Origin of the sequence: Phenylobacterium sp. (assembly GCF_036563285.1) — a bacterium.
GTDB lineage: Bacteria > Pseudomonadota > Alphaproteobacteria > Caulobacterales > Caulobacteraceae > Phenylobacterium.
This window is the reverse complement of the sequence record NZ_DATCMR010000010.1, coordinates 98,044-111,054: the sequence shown is the minus strand read 5'-3', so window position 1 is coordinate 111,054 and position 13,011 is coordinate 98,044. Positions and strand designations below refer to the sequence as shown.

The window sequence follows — 13,011 nt, the reverse complement described above, 5'->3', positions numbered from 1 at the left end:
GGCTCCTAGCGGACGCGGAAAGTGATGCGGCCTTTGGTGAGGTCGTAGGGGGTCATCTCCACGAGGACCTTGTCGCCGGCCGAAACGCGGATCCGGTTCTTGCGCATCTTGCCGGCCGTATGAGCGATGATCTCGTGGTCGTTCTCGAGCTTCACGCGGAACATCGCATTGGGCAGGACTTCACTGACCGTGCCCGGGAATTCCAGCAGTTCTTCCTTCGCCATGCACACTCCCACCGGAGAATAAAACGACGGCCCGCGCCTTTAGACGAGGTCGCGAGCCGTGAACAGCGCGCAATTTATAACGCAGCGTCCCGGCTTAGGTCGATGGGGGCGCCTAGCGTCGGAATCGGGCCGCGATCCGGGCGGCCAGGGCGTCACGCACTTCCCGGTATGCTGCCAGCCGCGCCTCACGCGAGCCCTCGGTGAGGGTGGGGTCGAAGGTCGGCCAGTACTCGATGTCGACCGCCCGGCCGCGCGCGAGTTCGACGGCGCGGTGCTGCGCCTCCGGCGTCAGCGAGATCACCAGGTCGAAAGAGCTGTCTTCCAGATCGTCGAAGGTCTTGGCGTTGTGGCCGGAGAGGTCGCAGCCGAGCTCCGCCATGACCGCCTCGGCGAAGGGATCGACGGCGGCCTCGCCTTCGTCCACCTCGGGCTGGGCGATCCTCGTCCCGCAGCTGTCGACAAAGATCTGATCTCCCGCCAGCCGCTTCAGGAGCGCCTCGGCCATGGGGGAGCGCACCCGATTCAGGTTGCAGGCGAAGAGCACGGCTCCGGGCGACGGCGGACGATCCTCAGCAGCCATCCAGGATCAGCCCCGCCAGTGCAGCGCGCAGATGAGGGTGAAGAGGCGTCGCGCCGTGTCCAGGTCGGTCTCGACCTTGCCCTTCAGACGGGTCTGGAGGAGCTCCGAGGCCTCGTTGTGCAGCCCCCGCCGACCCATGTCCAAGGCCTCGATCTGCGCTGGCGTCGAGTTGCGGATCGCCTGGTAGTAGCTCTCGCAGATCATGAAGTAGTCCTTGATCAGCCCGCGGAACGGCGAGAGCGACAGGATGTGGCGGCGCTCGTACTCCGGCCCCTTCACGTCGAGCACCAGCCGGTTGTCCACCAGACCCATGCGCAGGTCGTAGGGACCGCCCTCGGCGCCTTCCGGCGCGAAGTGGTTCTCCTCGAGCAGGTCGAAGATGGCGATCTGCCGCTCCTGCTCCTGGTCGCGCGAAACCGCCGCGAGCGACTCTTCGTCGAGCTCGACGCTCTGCAGTCGGTGCGTGTTGCGGTCGTCGGCGGCCATGACCTGATGGATGGGCGGGCGGTGGGGGAGCTTTATTGCAATCCGGGGGGGCGCGTCATCCCGCGCTGCAGCCCAACGCCCCGGATACGAAAAAACGCCCGGCGCAGGGCGCCGGGCGTTCGAACGTTGGCCTGAGCTCTAGTACCGCGCAGCGTAGCGGTGGTCGGCAGGCTCCGCGTAGGCCCGGTGGACGTAGCCGACGCCGACGCCGCCCTGCCCCACCAGGACCCAGTCGGAGCCGCGCACCTGAGCCATGGCCTGGAAGCGCTCGCCGGCCCGCAGGCTGCCCACGCGGGCCGAGCCCGTGGAGGGGGCCGAGCGCAGGTTCACCGAGCGGGTGGCCACGAAGGTGTCGCCCAGCCGGTGGTAGCTGGCCGGCGCGATCTGCGACGAAAGCCGATAGCCGCCACGGGTGTAGGTCGACGGCGCGTACCCATAGCCGGAGGCCTTCTCGTGGGCGGTGTGCTGCATCTTGCAGCCGATCGCCGAACCGGCCGCCGCGCCGGCGGCTGCGCCGAGCACGGTCTCTGCGGCCGGCTTGCTGCCGCCGACCTTGTTGCCGATCAGGCCGCCCACCAGGGCGCCGATCACCGCGCCGGCCTCCTGCTTGCCGCCCGGCGCGGCGCAGCTGGTGACGCCGCTGATGCCGGCCGCCTGGGCGGGGGCTGCCGCACCAAGGGCGAGCGGCGTCGCCAGGAGGGCGGCGGCCGCGCCCGCGCCGATGGCCTTGTTCGTCTTCGAAGTCCGCATTGTCGTTCTCCGTCCTCTTGCGAATGCTGCTCGAGAGCTGACGCCCTCGACGAGATGCACCCTAGAGGGTCTACCCTGAACGGCCTTTGGGCCGGGAAGACAGCTACTGTTCAGCTAGGTTGACGGCCGTTCAGGGGATCGAACGAGCGCGGCTCCTGCCGGCGACGCTCCGGATCGTCGGGATCCTCGGAGGCCGGCATCATCTGGACGCTGGTGAAGGGGCTGGAGATGCCCTCGGCATCGAACGCCTTCTTCAGGCGCCGGTTGTACTCGCGTCCAACCTTCCACTGCGCCTTCGGCTCGGTGGTAAGGCGAGCCTTCAACGTCACGGCGGTTTCAGTCAGCTGATCGACCCCCAGGACCTCGAACGGCTTGGTGATCACCTCGGTGAAGTCCGGGTCGCGGGCGAGTTCGTCCCCGACCGACTGCATGACCTCGAGGGCCCGGTCCACGTCGGTATCGTACGCCACCGGGACGGCGATAAGGTAAGAGGAGAAGGCCTTGGTGCGGTTATGGATCACCTGCGCTTCGCTGTAGGGGAAGATGTGCAGCGTGCCGTTCATGTTGCGCAGGCGGATCGTCCGCAGGGTCATGGCCTCGACCGTCCCGCTGGCGTCGCCGATGCGCACATTGTCGCCGACGGACACGGCGTCCTCGGCGATGAGGAAGACGCCGGTCAGGAAGTCCTTCACCAGCGTCTGGGCGCCGAAACCGACGGCCAGCCCCACCACCCCGGCGCTGGCCAGTAGCGGACCGACCTGCACGCCGAGCTCCGACAGGAAGGTAAGCAGGCCCACCACCAGGAGCACGGCCTGGACCGAGCCGGTCAGCAGCGGGCCTAGGGAGCGTATCTGGGCGGCGCGCCGGCCGTCTCCGCCACGGTTGGCGAAGCTCTCCACCAATCGTCGGATCACGAAACCCGCGACCTCGACCAGGGCGACGACCAGGAAAACGACGAGCGCCAGGCGAGCGATCCGGGCGCCGGCGCCGGCGGATATCCACGCCCACGGGTCGATGCCCCAGACCGCCACTACACCCAACAAGGCCGCGGCGACGACGAGGAGCCGCAGCAGGGTCCAGGTGACCCCGACGGCGCGCGGGGCCCGCTTCTGGTCGTCGGCCCCCTCCACCTCGCACTTGCTGGCGAACTGCCGCAGCCAGTAGTCGACCAGCCGGCGCAGCAGGAACATGCCGCCGAGCGCCAGCAGGATCACCCCTGCCGACATCAGGAAGTTCAGCCCGGCCTCGCGGGCGTCGAGCTGCGCGAGGTGGGCCCAGGCGTCGCGGACGAACCCGGTCAGCTGTTCGGCAAGCGAAGGTTCGACGGCGTCGGCGGGAGGGGCCGCGGCCTCTGGCGCGGCGGCAGGTGCTGGCATCACGCTGAAGCTCTACTCCAAGGGCCGGGCCGCAACGCCTTGAGCTTGCAGGAGGTTCCGCCTCAGCGCCTAGTCTGCCCCAGGCGGATCGCCGCCGAGCGCGCATGCGCCGGAAGCCCCTCGGCCTCGGCCAGGGCGATCGTCGCCGGCGCCAGAGCCGCGAAGGACTGGGCGTCACACTTCACGATCGAGGTGCGCTTGAGGAAGTCGTAGAGCGACAGCCCGGACGAGAAGCGCGCGGCGCGGCTGGTCGGAAGGACGTGGTTCGAGCCCGCCACATAGTCGCCCACCGCCTCGGGCGCATAGCGGCCCAGGAAGATGGCGCCCGCGTGCCGCACGCGATCGGCGAGGCGCTCGGGCTCCTCCACGGCGAACTCCACGTGTTCCGGCGCGATGCGGTCGACGAGGCCCGGCGACTCGTCCAGAGGGGCGATGACCACCGCGCCGTGGTCGCGCCAGGACGCCGCTGCGTCCGCGCCGGTCGTAAGCGTCGAGAGCTGCACCTGCAAAGCAGCTTCAACCCGCCCGGCAAAGGCTTCGTCGTCGGTGATGAGGATGGATTGGGCGGCGGGGTCGTGCTCCGCCTGCGAGAGCAGGTCCGCGGCGATCCACTCCGGGTCGTTGAGCCCGTCTGCGACCACCACGATCTCGGATGGACCCGCCAGCGCGTCGATGCCCACTGCGCCGTACACCCGCCGCTTCGCCGCGGTGACAAAGGCGTTGCCAGGCCCCACGATCTTGTCCACCGGGCGGATCGGTCCGGCGCCGTAGGCCAGCGCCGCCACCGCCTGGGCGCCGCCGACGCGCCAGATTTCCGTGACCCCGGCCGTCTTAGCGGCGGCGAGCACCGCCGGCTGCAGGCGGCCGGGCGGCGTCACCATGGCGATCCGCTCGACGCCCGCCACGGCCGCCGGGACCGCGTTCATCAGCACGGTGGAAGGATAGGCCGCGCGACCGCCCGGGACATAGATCCCCACCGCCTCGAGCGGCGTCCACCGCCAGCCCAGCTCTACGCCGGCGTCGTCCGTGAACTGCTGGTCTGCCGGCCGCTGCCGTTCGTGATAGGCGCGGATTCGATTGGCGGCGAAGGCGATCGCGTCGCGCACCTCGGCCGGGCAGGCGGCCGCGCCTTCCTCGATCTCGGCGCCCGAGACCCGGATCGAACCCTCGTCCAGCTCGATGCTGTCGAACTCGCGGGCGAACCGCAGGAGGGCCGTGACCCCCTCGCTTCGGACGGCCGCCAGCACGTCGCGGACGATCGCGTCGACCGCCTCGGGCGTCTCGCGCCGCTCTTCCACGAAGGCGGAGAAGACGGCCTCAAAGCCGGGGTCTGAGAAGCGGAAGCGGCGCATGGCGCGCCTCTTTAGCGGTGGCGCGCCGCCAGCGCCATGCCGGTCTAGAGCTCGTGCGCGGGCGTGCGCGGCGTGGGCCAGGGCTGGGAAACGTCGGCCAGCACGGCCTCGACACACTCGACAGTGGCCCTCAGGTCACCCCCGCCGGCGCAGCTCAGCGTGACCACACCGCCTGGAGCTTCGCCGGGCTCGAAGGTGAGCGCCAGCACCTCCAGCACCGCGTCGGGGGCATTGCGCCGGATCTTGCGCGCCTGGACGGCCAGCACGCCGCCGAGTTGCAGTCCGGTGCGGACGCGCTGTCCGCCGCCGCATTCCCAGCAGTACCGGTTGAACGCGATGGTGAGCCGGCGCGCCTTCGGCTCGAACTTGATGTCGCCCACCTTGGCCACGGCGTCCTGCAGGGCCGCCGAGATCACAGCAAGATCGTCGGCGTCCTGCGCGAGCAGACGGAGCGGCTGCGGTTCGGCCATCAGTCCTCCGGAGCCTCTTCGTCACCCTTGATGCGGCGGATCTGGGCTCCGCACGCGGAGAGCTTCTCCTCGAGCCGCTCGAAGCCGCGGTCGAGGTGGTAGACGCGGTTCACCACCGTCTCTCCGCGCGCCGCGAGTCCCGCGATCACCAGGCTGACCGACGCCCTTAGATCGGTGGCCATTACTTGGGCGCCTTCGAGCGAGGCCACCCCGCGCACCCGCGCCTCGCCGCCCTGCACCAGGATGTCCGCGCCCAGACGGCTCAGCTCCGGCGCGTGCATGAAGCGGTTCTCGAAGATGGTCTCGCGGATGACGCTCTCGCCATCCGCCAGGGTCATGAGGGCCATGAACTGCGCCTGGAGGTCCGTCGCGAAGCCGGGATAGGGGTCGGTCGCCACCTCAACGGCCTTCAGCCGCGCCCCGTTGCGCCTGATTGTCAAACCATCGTTGTGCGGCGTCACCTCGACACCGGCCTCGACCATCTTGTCGATGAGGGCCTGGATGAAATCGCTGCGGGTCCGGGTAAGCCTGACCTCGCCGCCTGCCATGGCCGCCGCGAGCGCATAGGTGCCCGTCTCGATCCGATCGGGCAGCACCGCGTGGGTGGCGCCGGACAGCCGCGCAACGCCCTGCACCCGGATCACAGCCGTCCCCGCGCCGGTGACCTTTGCCCCCATCTTGTTGAGACAGTCGGCCAGGTCGGTCATCTCCGGCTCCTGGGCTGCGTTCTTCAGCACCGTCTCGCCCTGGGCCAGCACGGCGGCCAGCAGCGCGTGCTCGGTGGCGCCAACCGACACGAACGGGAACTCGATCTCCGCGCCCGAGAGGCCGCGCGGCGCCTGGGCGTAGACATAGCCCTCGTGCAGGTCGATCTGCGCGCCCAGCGCCTCCAGCGCCTTCAGGTGCAGGTCCACCGGCCGGGCGCCGATCGTGCAGCCGCCGGGCAGCGAGACCTTCGCCTGCCCGGTGCGGGCCAGCAGCGGTCCCAGCACGTTGAACGACGCCCGCATCTGGCGGACCAGGTCGTAGGGCGCGAAGCCGGAGACGATCTCGCGGGTGGTGAGCACGGTTTCCGAGCCGTCCGGCCCCTCGCGCTCCTCCACCTGCGTCCCGAGCCGCTGCAGCAGCCGGCCCAGGAACCGCGTATCGGCCAGCCTGGGCATGTTGGTCAGGCGAAGCGGCTCTTCGGTCAAAAGGCTCGCGGCCATGAGCTTGATGGCCGAGTTCTTGGCGCCGCTGATCGGGATCTCTCCCTCCAGCCGCGCGCCGCCGGTGATGGCGATGCGGTCCAATCCAGGTCCTTCGAAGCAGGACCGCATCCCTTGCGGTGTCGCGGGGGCGGCCTAGACGCCGTATCTAGCGTGCGAGCCGTCCGCCCGCAAAGGGCTCCGACGACTAGGGCTCGCCCTCCTTTTTCGGCGGCTTTGGAGGCGCACCCGCCTTCCGCCGGCGCAGGTTCGCCCGGAGGGCCTGGGCGAGCTTCGCCTCCTTGCTCGCATTCTCCGGCTTCGGGGGCTTGCCGTCCGCGCTCATGTCGGAGGGGTGCGGCGAGGCGTCTCCGCCGTCAAGGGACAGGCGCGCGGAATTGGGGCTTCCCCCGGCGCGCGACGTTGGCTATAGCCCCCGCCTCGCCTTTCGCCGCCGTAGCTCAGTGGTAGAGCGCATCCTTGGTAAGGCTGAGGTCGGCAGTTCAATCCTGCCCGGCGGCACCACTTCCCTTCCTTGCATTTGGCCTGCGGGCCTGAGCGTCCAAGGGGCAGCCCACCAGTTGCACCCGCACGCCCATCTTTCGGCGCACCTCGGCCCGCGCCTCGGGCGTGAGGGCGCAGTAGGCCGCCTGGCTCAGGCCGAGCACGCTCAGCACATGCTCGGTGCGCGGGGTAGCGCAGCCGGCGAGAAGGACGGCGCAGGCCAGCGCCGCGTGACGAACGGTCATTGCGATTCTCCAGATTGACGAAGAAATATATCCGGGTAAAAACCTGACGATGACGCCGACCTACACTGCCTTCGCCGGCCACCGCTGCCTCGCCTCCGGCGCATCTGAAGCCGTGGCAAAGGCCGCGGCGCTCGCGGTCGCGCGCGGCGAAAGCCATGTCCTGATCTTCGAGGACAGCACCGGTGAGCAGGTGGAGCTCGGCCCGCCTCACGAGCCCCCTCGGATCGTCGCGCGCTCCACGCTGGCGCCCAAAGCCGGCCGCGGGCGGCCCAAGCTGGGTGTCATCCCCAGAAAACGCGCGCGGCGGTCAAGAACAAAATGCGAACATCACTCACCGCATGCCGCGACAGGCCGCCGCAGGGGCGCTAACCCCGCGTTGACTCTAAGGCCAAGCTTTGATGGCCTCTGCGCCACCTACGGGTGGGGGTTCAGAACGTATGCGTGGACAGTCCCTGGTTTGCGGGGCCGCGGTGGCGATCGTGCTTGGCCTGCCGGCCGCGGCAGGTGCGGAGGGGGTGTTCCCCCGCACCAGCGTCGCATTCCAAGGTCCGGCCGAACAGCTCTGGACAGGCCAGGCGGAGGCGCCGCGCTGCACGCGTCCGGCGCCGCGCCAGATCGCGCTCACGCCCTCCCCCACGCGCCGCCTGCCGATGCCGGAGCTCAGGGGCGAGTTGATCGCGGAGTTTGCCGGCAAAGGCCCGGTCCCGCCCGCGGCGCTCGCCCAGGCGCGCAGCTGCGCGGCGACGGCTGAGGCCGCCACCACCGCGCCGGTCATGCTGGCAAGCGCCCAGGGGTTCTCGAAATTCCAGACCGCCTTTGCCCAGTGCATGGACAAGGCGCAGGCGGGGCGCGCCGTAGGATCGATGACCCTATGGGTGGACGCTCACTGCAACTGGTGAACGGGCTCTAAGCCTGCAGGTCGCGCCGGTCCGCCTCGGTCAGCGCACGCTCCTGCGGCGGCGGCCCGAGCGTGGCCCCGCCCGCCCGCACTTCGGCCACCCGCGCCCGGTCGAACCCCGGAGCGAACTCCACCTCCTCCCACGACAGGTATGGACGATAGAGGATCAGGTCGTAGGCAGCCGCCAGCCCCACCGTAGGCAAGGTGGCGAGCTCCTCCGCCGAGGCGCTGTTCAGGTCGATCATGCGAGGCTCCCGTATGTGAGGCCAACGCCGCGCATCGTACGCCGTTCCAGGGAATTTGCGTGTTACGTCAGATTTGATTCAGGGGCTGTTGCGGCCGCGGCCCGCACCTCGCCGGAACACGAACGGCAGCCCCAGCAGCAGCGGCAGGAAGAAGACGAACGCGCGCCCGCCGCTCGCGTACCAGACCACCACGGAGAGCGCCACGCAGGCCAGAACGATCAGGATATTGAGGGGCAGGCGCATGCCCGCAGAACCCGCGCGCCGCGCAGCCGTTCCTAGCGCTCCGCTTCGCGCCCGCTGCTCGCCGCGGCCACCGCCTTCGGCTTCGGCGCCGGCTTGCGCTTGGGCGTCGCGACCTTCAGGTCCGGCTCGGGCTTTCCGGGGTCCTCCTCCCGCAGGTCCGGCGTCGACGTGTAGCGGACCGAGAACTGGGCGCAGGCCCCGTCGTAGCCTTCGACCTGGGTCTGGCGCACGATGTTGCGATAGGCGACCTCGGCCCGCAGCTCGCAACCGAGGTGTTGGCCGTCCACCTCGACGGTCTTGCGCCACACGTAGTGGGTGCGGCCCTTGATCGTAATCTTGGCGTCGAAGGGCCCGTAGATCGCAATGGCGTTTTCCAGGTCGCGCCCATTGATGGCCTCCGGAGCCGGGACCACCGACGCCGTCGCACAGGCGCAGCCCAGCAGGGCCAGGCCCGCGAGCGCAGCCGCCGTCGGCGCCGACGCGTATCGGCGCGTCCGCCTCGTCTCTGTGTTCGCGGTCAAACTGCGATCCCCGACAGGGCGGCAAGCTAGCGAGTCGCCAGCCCCTGACCAAACGCCAAGTTACCGGGATTGGGTAAACACCTAGTGCGTGTACCCCGGTGGGTAGGCCCGGTTGAGGTCGCGGTAGCGGTCGCGCAGCTCGATCTGCCGGGAGGTGAGCGGCTGCGGCCGGCCTTCGATGAGGATCAGCCTGGGCCGCGACAGCGGCTCGAACGGGTCGCCTGACCAGAGCACCAGGTCCGCCGACTTGCCGGCCTCGAGCGAGCCCAGCCGGTCGGCGACCCCGAAGATGCGCGCCGGGTTGATCGTCACCGCGGCCAGCGCGACGGCTGGCGGCAGGCCATGGGCCACGGCATTCCCGGCGTTGTAGCGCGTCTCGTGCGCCCGGTGCCCGCCACCTTGCCCTTCCAGGGCGATGGTCACGCCGGCGGCGTGCAGGCGCGCGGCGTTCTCCATGGTCGCGCCCAGCATCTCCAGGCTGGCCGGCCGGTCGGTGGTCGGGTTGATCAGCACCGGCACGCCGGCGCGGGCGATCTCCTCGGCGACCCGCCAGCCTTCCTCGGCGCCGGACAGGATCAGCTTCAGCCGCTCCTCCCGCGCCAGCTTCAGCACCGCGCGGATGTCGGACGCTCGGTGCACGATCGCCACCAGCGGCATCCGCCCCTCGACCACCGGGATCAGCGCCTCGAGGTCGGCGCGCGACAGCGCCAGGTCCCGGTAGCCGGCGCGCTCGTAGGCCGCGCGGTTCCTCATGTAGGCCCGCACGTCGGCGAGCGCGGCCTTCAGCACCACCACCTGCGCGCCGCGGGCGCCGCCCGCGAGGGTTGCGCCGGCCTCCCCGAAGGTGGTCACCATGCCGACCTTGGGCTTGACCAGGATCTCGCCGCCGCCGGCCTTCAGCTGGATCACCGCCGCCTGTCCGGCGAACAGCCCCGTCGAACGCGTCGTCAGGTCGCCGTCGCCGGCGAAGTCGTGCATCGCGCCATCGTCCTGATGGTCCGTCGGCGGTCCTGGCGCGCCGGGCCGCGGCGTCACGATCGCGCTGGTGATGCCGCCCAGCCTCGCCACCGGGATCACCACCGAGTCCGGGTTCAGCGCGTACTGCACGTCGAAGGCCGCGCCGAAGCCGGCGTTGTTCACCGACAGGTCGTTGCCCTCGGAGTTCACCTCCACCGCGCCCAGCGCCGAGTTGGTGGCCACCAGCCCCGGCGTCACCACGCCCCCCCGGGCGTCGACGACCTGGGCGCCCTGCGGGATCGCCACATTGGCGCCCACGGCGGCGATCTTGCCGTCGCGGATGACGACAGTCCCCCGGGCGATCTCCCCGCCTGGTCCGGCAGTCAGCACGCGCGCGTTGGTGATCGCCACGGTCTGCGCCGCGGCCGCGCCGGCCATCGCCCAGACGGCTACGGCCATCATCAGGGAGCGGATCATCTCAGGCCTCCTAGGCCGAGCTCGAAGTCGGACTTCGGCTGCAGGCGCGGGTCGCGCCGGTCGTACGCCACGCCGCCGTCGATCCACACCCGCTCGGCGCGCGCGTAGATCGAGAACGGGTTCTTGTCCCACAGCACCATGTCGGCGCGCTTGCCGCGCTCCAGGCTGCCGGTCTGGTCGGCGATGCCCAGCGCCTTGGCCGGGTTCGAGGTGATCCAGCCGATCGCCTCGGCCTCCGAGATCTGGAGGCCGGCGTCGCGGCCCGCCGCCAGGGCCTCCGCGGCCTCCTGGTTCAGCCGCTGGATCACGTCAGGGTCGTCGGACTTGATGATCGCGCACGCGCCGGCGGCGTGGACGAGCGGCACGTTCGCCTCGATCCCGTCCCACGCCTCCAGCTTCATGCCCCACCAGTTCGCCCAGGTCGCGGTGCAGATGCCTTCGCGCGCCAGTACGTCGGCGATCTTGTAGCTCTCCAGGGCGTGGTGGAAGGCGGTGATCCGGTAGCCGAACTCCTTGGCCACATCGATCATCTGCGCCATCTCGTCGGCCCGGTAGCAGTGGTTCTGCACCAGGATTTCGCCGCGCAGCACGCCCACCAGCGTCTCCAACTGCAGGTCGCGCGTCGGCGGGTCGGCCTTCTCGCCGTTCGACGCCTTGCGCCGGTAGTCGCCCCACTTGCGGTCGTATTCCGCCGCCTTGATCCAGGCCGAACGATACCCCGCCACATTGCCCATCCGCGTGTAGGGCGCCCGCCCCCGCGAGCCGTAGTTGCGCTTGGGGTTCTCGCCGCAGGCCATTTTCAGGGTGTAGGGCGCGCCGGGGAACTTCATCTCCTGCACCGTGCGCGCCGGCACGTTGCGCAAGGTGACGCCGCGCCCGCCGATCAGGTTCCCCGAGCCCGGCAGCACATGGACGGTGGTCACCCCGCCGATACGGCCGGTGTTGAACTGTGGGTCCTGCGGCCAGACGGAATGCTCGGCCCACACCTGGGCGGTGTTCGGGTCGCTCATCTCGTTGCCGTCCGAGTGCGCCGGCACGTTCGGCGAGGGATAGACCCCCAGGTGCGAGTGGGTGTCGATCAGCCCGGGCGTCAGCCACTTGCCGGTCGCGTCCACCGTCTCGTAACCCGCGGGGACCGCGAGCCCCGGCCCCACCGCCTCGATCCGCCCGTCGCGGACCAGCACGACCCCGTTCGCCAGCTGCTGGCCGGTTCCGGTGAGGATGCTCGCGCCCACCACCGCCAGCGGCCGGCTCGGCAGCGGCCGGTAGGTGCTCGGGAAGGGATTGGACGAGGCCGCCGGATCGAGCCCCTTGGCCAGCGGCGCCGACGGCGACTTCGGCGCGTCCGCCGGCTTCGCACCCTGGGTGGTGGCGCACCCAGCCAGCGCCAGCGCGGCGGCGGCCATCATCAGTGTTCGTCGCATCCCGTCCCCCTCAACCCGGAATGTGGCCGGGCTCAGGGATGCAAAGTCAAGCCGCTCAGCGGCGCCTCGCCAGCGCACCGCCGGCCAGAAGCAGCCCGCCCAGGGCCGCCGCGGCGGCCAGCGGCCCGCGGTGGCGGCTGGCCCACAGCATCGGCGAACGGGTCCGCGCCCCCGCCCCGAACCGGCCGTGCGCGCCGTGGTCTCCCGGCAGCGGCTCGAACAGGTTGTCCGGCCGTCCGGGGGCGATGGGCTCGCCGCTCTGGCCCTCCACTGCCGTCTTGGCCAGGTACCGGTCGAGCCAGCCCGAGATCAGCTTGTCGCCCACCACCGCCTGCATGGCCGGCGCGCCCACCACCACCTCCTTGCGCTTGGAGTGCGCGGCGAACCAGATCGCCTCGGCCGCCACCTCCGGCTGGTAGACCGGCCCCACCGGTTGCGGCTGGCCGTCGATGTGGGCGCGCACCCAGTCGAACTGCGGGGTGTTCACCCCGGGCAGCTGCACCATCACCAGGTTCACCCCGCTCTTGGCGTGGATCAGCTCGGCCCGCACCGAGTCCTGGAACCCCTGCAGGGCATGCTTGGCCGCGCAATAGGCCGACTGCAGCGGGATGCCCCGGTAGGCCAGGGCCGAGCCCACCAGCACGATGGAGCCCCGGTCCCTGGGCAGCATCCGCTTCAGCGCCGCGCGCGTCCCGTGCACCTGGCCCATGTAGGTGACGTCCGTGACCCGCCGGTACTCTTCCGGGGTGATCTCCAGGAAGGGCGAGAAGATCCCGGCGAAGGCGTTGTTCACCCACACGTCGATCGGCCCGAGCTCGGCCTCCACCTGCGCGGCCGCGGCCTCCACCTGGGCCTCGTCCGCCACGTCGGTGGGGATCGCCAAGGCGCGGCCGCCATGCGCCTCCACCTCGCGGGCCGCGGCCTGGAGCCCATCCGGTCCCCGCGCCAGCAGGGCCACCCAGGCGCCCCGGCGGGCGAACTCGCGCACCGTCGCCCGGCCAATGCCCGCCGACGCGCCGGTGACCACCACGACCTGAGCCATTTTCCGCGCTCCTGCGTTTTCTTGCACGTC

General features: G+C 70.6%; 16 protein-coding genes, 1 tRNA gene and 1 pseudogene. 3 read left to right on the top strand and 15 right to left on the bottom strand.

From position 1 onward, the window contains the following. Positions 1 to 5: 5 nt before the first annotated feature. From infA to murA, 8 genes are all read right to left on the bottom strand, one after another. A complete protein-coding gene (gene infA / locus VIL76_RS10150; protein ID WP_309089804.1) occupies positions 6 to 224 on the bottom strand; it encodes a translation initiation factor IF-1 in 219 nt (72 codons plus the stop codon). 112 nt (positions 225 to 336) lie between these two features. Next, on the bottom strand, positions 337 to 804 hold the full coding sequence (locus VIL76_RS10145; protein WP_332044908.1) for a low molecular weight phosphatase family protein: 468 nt from the start codon (positions 802 to 804) through the stop codon (positions 337 to 339). A 6-nt stretch (positions 805 to 810) separates the two neighbouring features. Next, positions 811 to 1,290: a UPF0262 family protein gene (locus VIL76_RS10140; RefSeq protein WP_332044907.1), complete on the bottom strand. Its 480-nt coding sequence runs from the start codon at positions 1,288 to 1,290 to the stop codon at positions 811 to 813. A 138-nt stretch (positions 1,291 to 1,428) separates the two neighbouring features. Next, the gene (locus VIL76_RS10135) at positions 1,429 to 2,040 is read right to left on the bottom strand and encodes an SH3 domain-containing protein (protein ID WP_332044906.1); all 612 of its coding nucleotides are present in this window, start codon (positions 2,038 to 2,040) and stop codon (positions 1,429 to 1,431) included. Positions 2,041 to 2,150: 110 nt separating this feature from the next. Beyond that, positions 2,151 to 3,416 (bottom strand): mechanosensitive ion channel family protein, encoded by a 1,266-nt coding sequence (locus tag VIL76_RS10130; RefSeq protein ID WP_332044905.1) that lies wholly within the window; start codon positions 3,414 to 3,416, stop codon positions 2,151 to 2,153. A gap of 62 nt (positions 3,417 to 3,478) precedes the next feature. Then, positions 3,479 to 4,768, bottom strand: a complete 1,290-nt coding sequence (gene hisD, locus VIL76_RS10125) for a histidinol dehydrogenase (RefSeq protein ID WP_332044904.1) — start codon at positions 4,766 to 4,768, stop codon at positions 3,479 to 3,481. Between the two features lie 44 nt (positions 4,769 to 4,812). Next, the gene (locus tag VIL76_RS10120) at positions 4,813 to 5,238 is read right to left on the bottom strand and encodes a DUF2948 family protein (protein WP_332044903.1); all 426 of its coding nucleotides are present in this window, start codon (positions 5,236 to 5,238) and stop codon (positions 4,813 to 4,815) included. Further along, positions 5,238 to 6,530 carry a UDP-N-acetylglucosamine 1-carboxyvinyltransferase gene (gene murA / locus VIL76_RS10115; protein ID WP_332044902.1) on the bottom strand — a complete coding sequence of 431 codons (1,293 nt, stop codon included), beginning with the start codon at positions 6,528 to 6,530 and terminating at the stop codon, positions 5,238 to 5,240. Before murA ends, VIL76_RS10120 begins: the two co-directional genes overlap by 1 nt. 345 nt (positions 6,531 to 6,875) lie before the next feature. Between murA and VIL76_RS10110 the strand changes: the two genes are divergently transcribed. Further along, a tRNA-Thr gene (locus VIL76_RS10110) sits at positions 6,876 to 6,950 on the top strand. Here the strand turns inward: VIL76_RS10110 and VIL76_RS10105 are convergent. Then, complete coding sequence (locus tag VIL76_RS10105) at positions 6,929 to 7,174, bottom strand: hypothetical protein (RefSeq protein WP_332044901.1); 246 nt, start codon at positions 7,172 to 7,174, stop codon at positions 6,929 to 6,931. The two genes, VIL76_RS10110 and VIL76_RS10105, sit on opposite strands and share 22 nt — an antisense overlap. Positions 7,175 to 7,223: 49 nt before the next feature. Here VIL76_RS10105 and VIL76_RS19765 point away from each other — a divergent pair. Then, positions 7,224 to 7,454: pseudogene (locus tag VIL76_RS19765) on the top strand (DUF2239 family protein); the annotation flags it as partial. 157 nt (positions 7,455 to 7,611) lie between these two features. Then, positions 7,612 to 8,073, top strand: coding sequence for a hypothetical protein (locus VIL76_RS10100; RefSeq protein WP_332044900.1), 462 nt, complete (start codon positions 7,612 to 7,614; stop codon positions 8,071 to 8,073). 7 nt (positions 8,074 to 8,080) lie between these two features. On the opposite strand, the gene VIL76_RS10095 is transcribed toward VIL76_RS10100, so the two are convergent. The 6 genes from VIL76_RS10095 to VIL76_RS10070 all read right to left on the bottom strand — a co-directional run bounded on the left by VIL76_RS10095 (position 8,081) and on the right by VIL76_RS10070 (position 12,981). Beyond that, positions 8,081 to 8,317 (bottom strand): hypothetical protein, encoded by a 237-nt coding sequence (locus VIL76_RS10095; protein ID WP_332044899.1) that lies wholly within the window; start codon positions 8,315 to 8,317, stop codon positions 8,081 to 8,083. 78 nt (positions 8,318 to 8,395) lie between these two features. After that, a complete protein-coding gene (locus VIL76_RS10090) occupies positions 8,396 to 8,560 on the bottom strand; it encodes a hypothetical protein (protein WP_332044898.1) in 165 nt (54 codons plus the stop codon). 32 nt (positions 8,561 to 8,592) lie between these two features. Beyond that, positions 8,593 to 9,081 carry a hypothetical protein gene (locus VIL76_RS10085; protein WP_332044897.1) on the bottom strand — a complete coding sequence of 163 codons (489 nt, stop codon included), beginning with the start codon at positions 9,079 to 9,081 and terminating at the stop codon, positions 8,593 to 8,595. A gap of 81 nt (positions 9,082 to 9,162) precedes the next feature. Beyond that, positions 9,163 to 10,515, bottom strand: a complete 1,353-nt coding sequence (locus VIL76_RS10080; RefSeq protein WP_332044896.1) for an amidohydrolase family protein — start codon at positions 10,513 to 10,515, stop codon at positions 9,163 to 9,165. Beyond that, positions 10,512 to 11,939, bottom strand: coding sequence for an amidohydrolase (locus VIL76_RS10075; RefSeq protein WP_332044895.1), 1,428 nt, complete (start codon positions 11,937 to 11,939; stop codon positions 10,512 to 10,514). The genes VIL76_RS10080 and VIL76_RS10075 overlap by 4 nt, the downstream gene beginning before the upstream one ends. Before the next feature lie 55 nt (positions 11,940 to 11,994). Beyond that, complete coding sequence (locus VIL76_RS10070) at positions 11,995 to 12,981, bottom strand: SDR family oxidoreductase (protein WP_332044894.1); 987 nt, start codon at positions 12,979 to 12,981, stop codon at positions 11,995 to 11,997. Between the last annotated feature and the right edge of the window lie 30 nt (positions 12,982 to 13,011).

Excerpts from the sequence above, each read along its gene's own strand:
- VIL76_RS10135 (WP_332044906.1), bottom strand. The coding sequence starts at position 2,040 with ATGCGGACTTCGAAGACGAACAAGGCCATCGGCGCGGGCGCGGCCGCC.
- VIL76_RS10095 (WP_332044899.1), bottom strand. The coding sequence starts at position 8,317 with ATGATCGACCTGAACAGCGCCTCGGCGGAGGAGCTCGCCACCTTGCCT.
- VIL76_RS10130 (WP_332044905.1), bottom strand. The coding sequence starts at position 3,416 with ATGCCAGCACCTGCCGCCGCGCCAGAGGCCGCGGCCCCTCCCGCCGAC.
- VIL76_RS10080 (WP_332044896.1), bottom strand. The coding sequence starts at position 10,515 with ATGATCCGCTCCCTGATGATGGCCGTAGCCGTCTGGGCGATGGCCGGC.
- VIL76_RS10075 (WP_332044895.1), bottom strand. The coding sequence starts at position 11,939 with ATGCGACGAACACTGATGATGGCCGCCGCCGCGCTGGCGCTGGCTGGG.
- infA (WP_309089804.1), bottom strand. The coding sequence starts at position 224 with ATGGCGAAGGAAGAACTGCTGGAATTCCCGGGCACGGTCAGTGAAGTC.
- VIL76_RS10105 (WP_332044901.1), bottom strand. The coding sequence starts at position 7,174 with ATGACCGTTCGTCACGCGGCGCTGGCCTGCGCCGTCCTTCTCGCCGGC.
- VIL76_RS10145 (WP_332044908.1), bottom strand. The coding sequence starts at position 804 with ATGGCTGCTGAGGATCGTCCGCCGTCGCCCGGAGCCGTGCTCTTCGCC.
- VIL76_RS10090 (WP_332044898.1), bottom strand. The coding sequence starts at position 8,560 with ATGCGCCTGCCCCTCAATATCCTGATCGTTCTGGCCTGCGTGGCGCTC.
- VIL76_RS10070 (WP_332044894.1), bottom strand. The coding sequence starts at position 12,981 with ATGGCTCAGGTCGTGGTGGTCACCGGCGCGTCGGCGGGCATTGGCCGG.
- VIL76_RS10100 (WP_332044900.1), top strand. The coding sequence starts at position 7,612 with ATGCGTGGACAGTCCCTGGTTTGCGGGGCCGCGGTGGCGATCGTGCTT.
- hisD (WP_332044904.1), bottom strand. The coding sequence starts at position 4,768 with ATGCGCCGCTTCCGCTTCTCAGACCCCGGCTTTGAGGCCGTCTTCTCC.
- VIL76_RS10120 (WP_332044903.1), bottom strand. The coding sequence starts at position 5,238 with ATGGCCGAACCGCAGCCGCTCCGTCTGCTCGCGCAGGACGCCGACGAT.
- VIL76_RS10140 (WP_332044907.1), bottom strand. The coding sequence starts at position 1,290 with ATGGCCGCCGACGACCGCAACACGCACCGACTGCAGAGCGTCGAGCTC.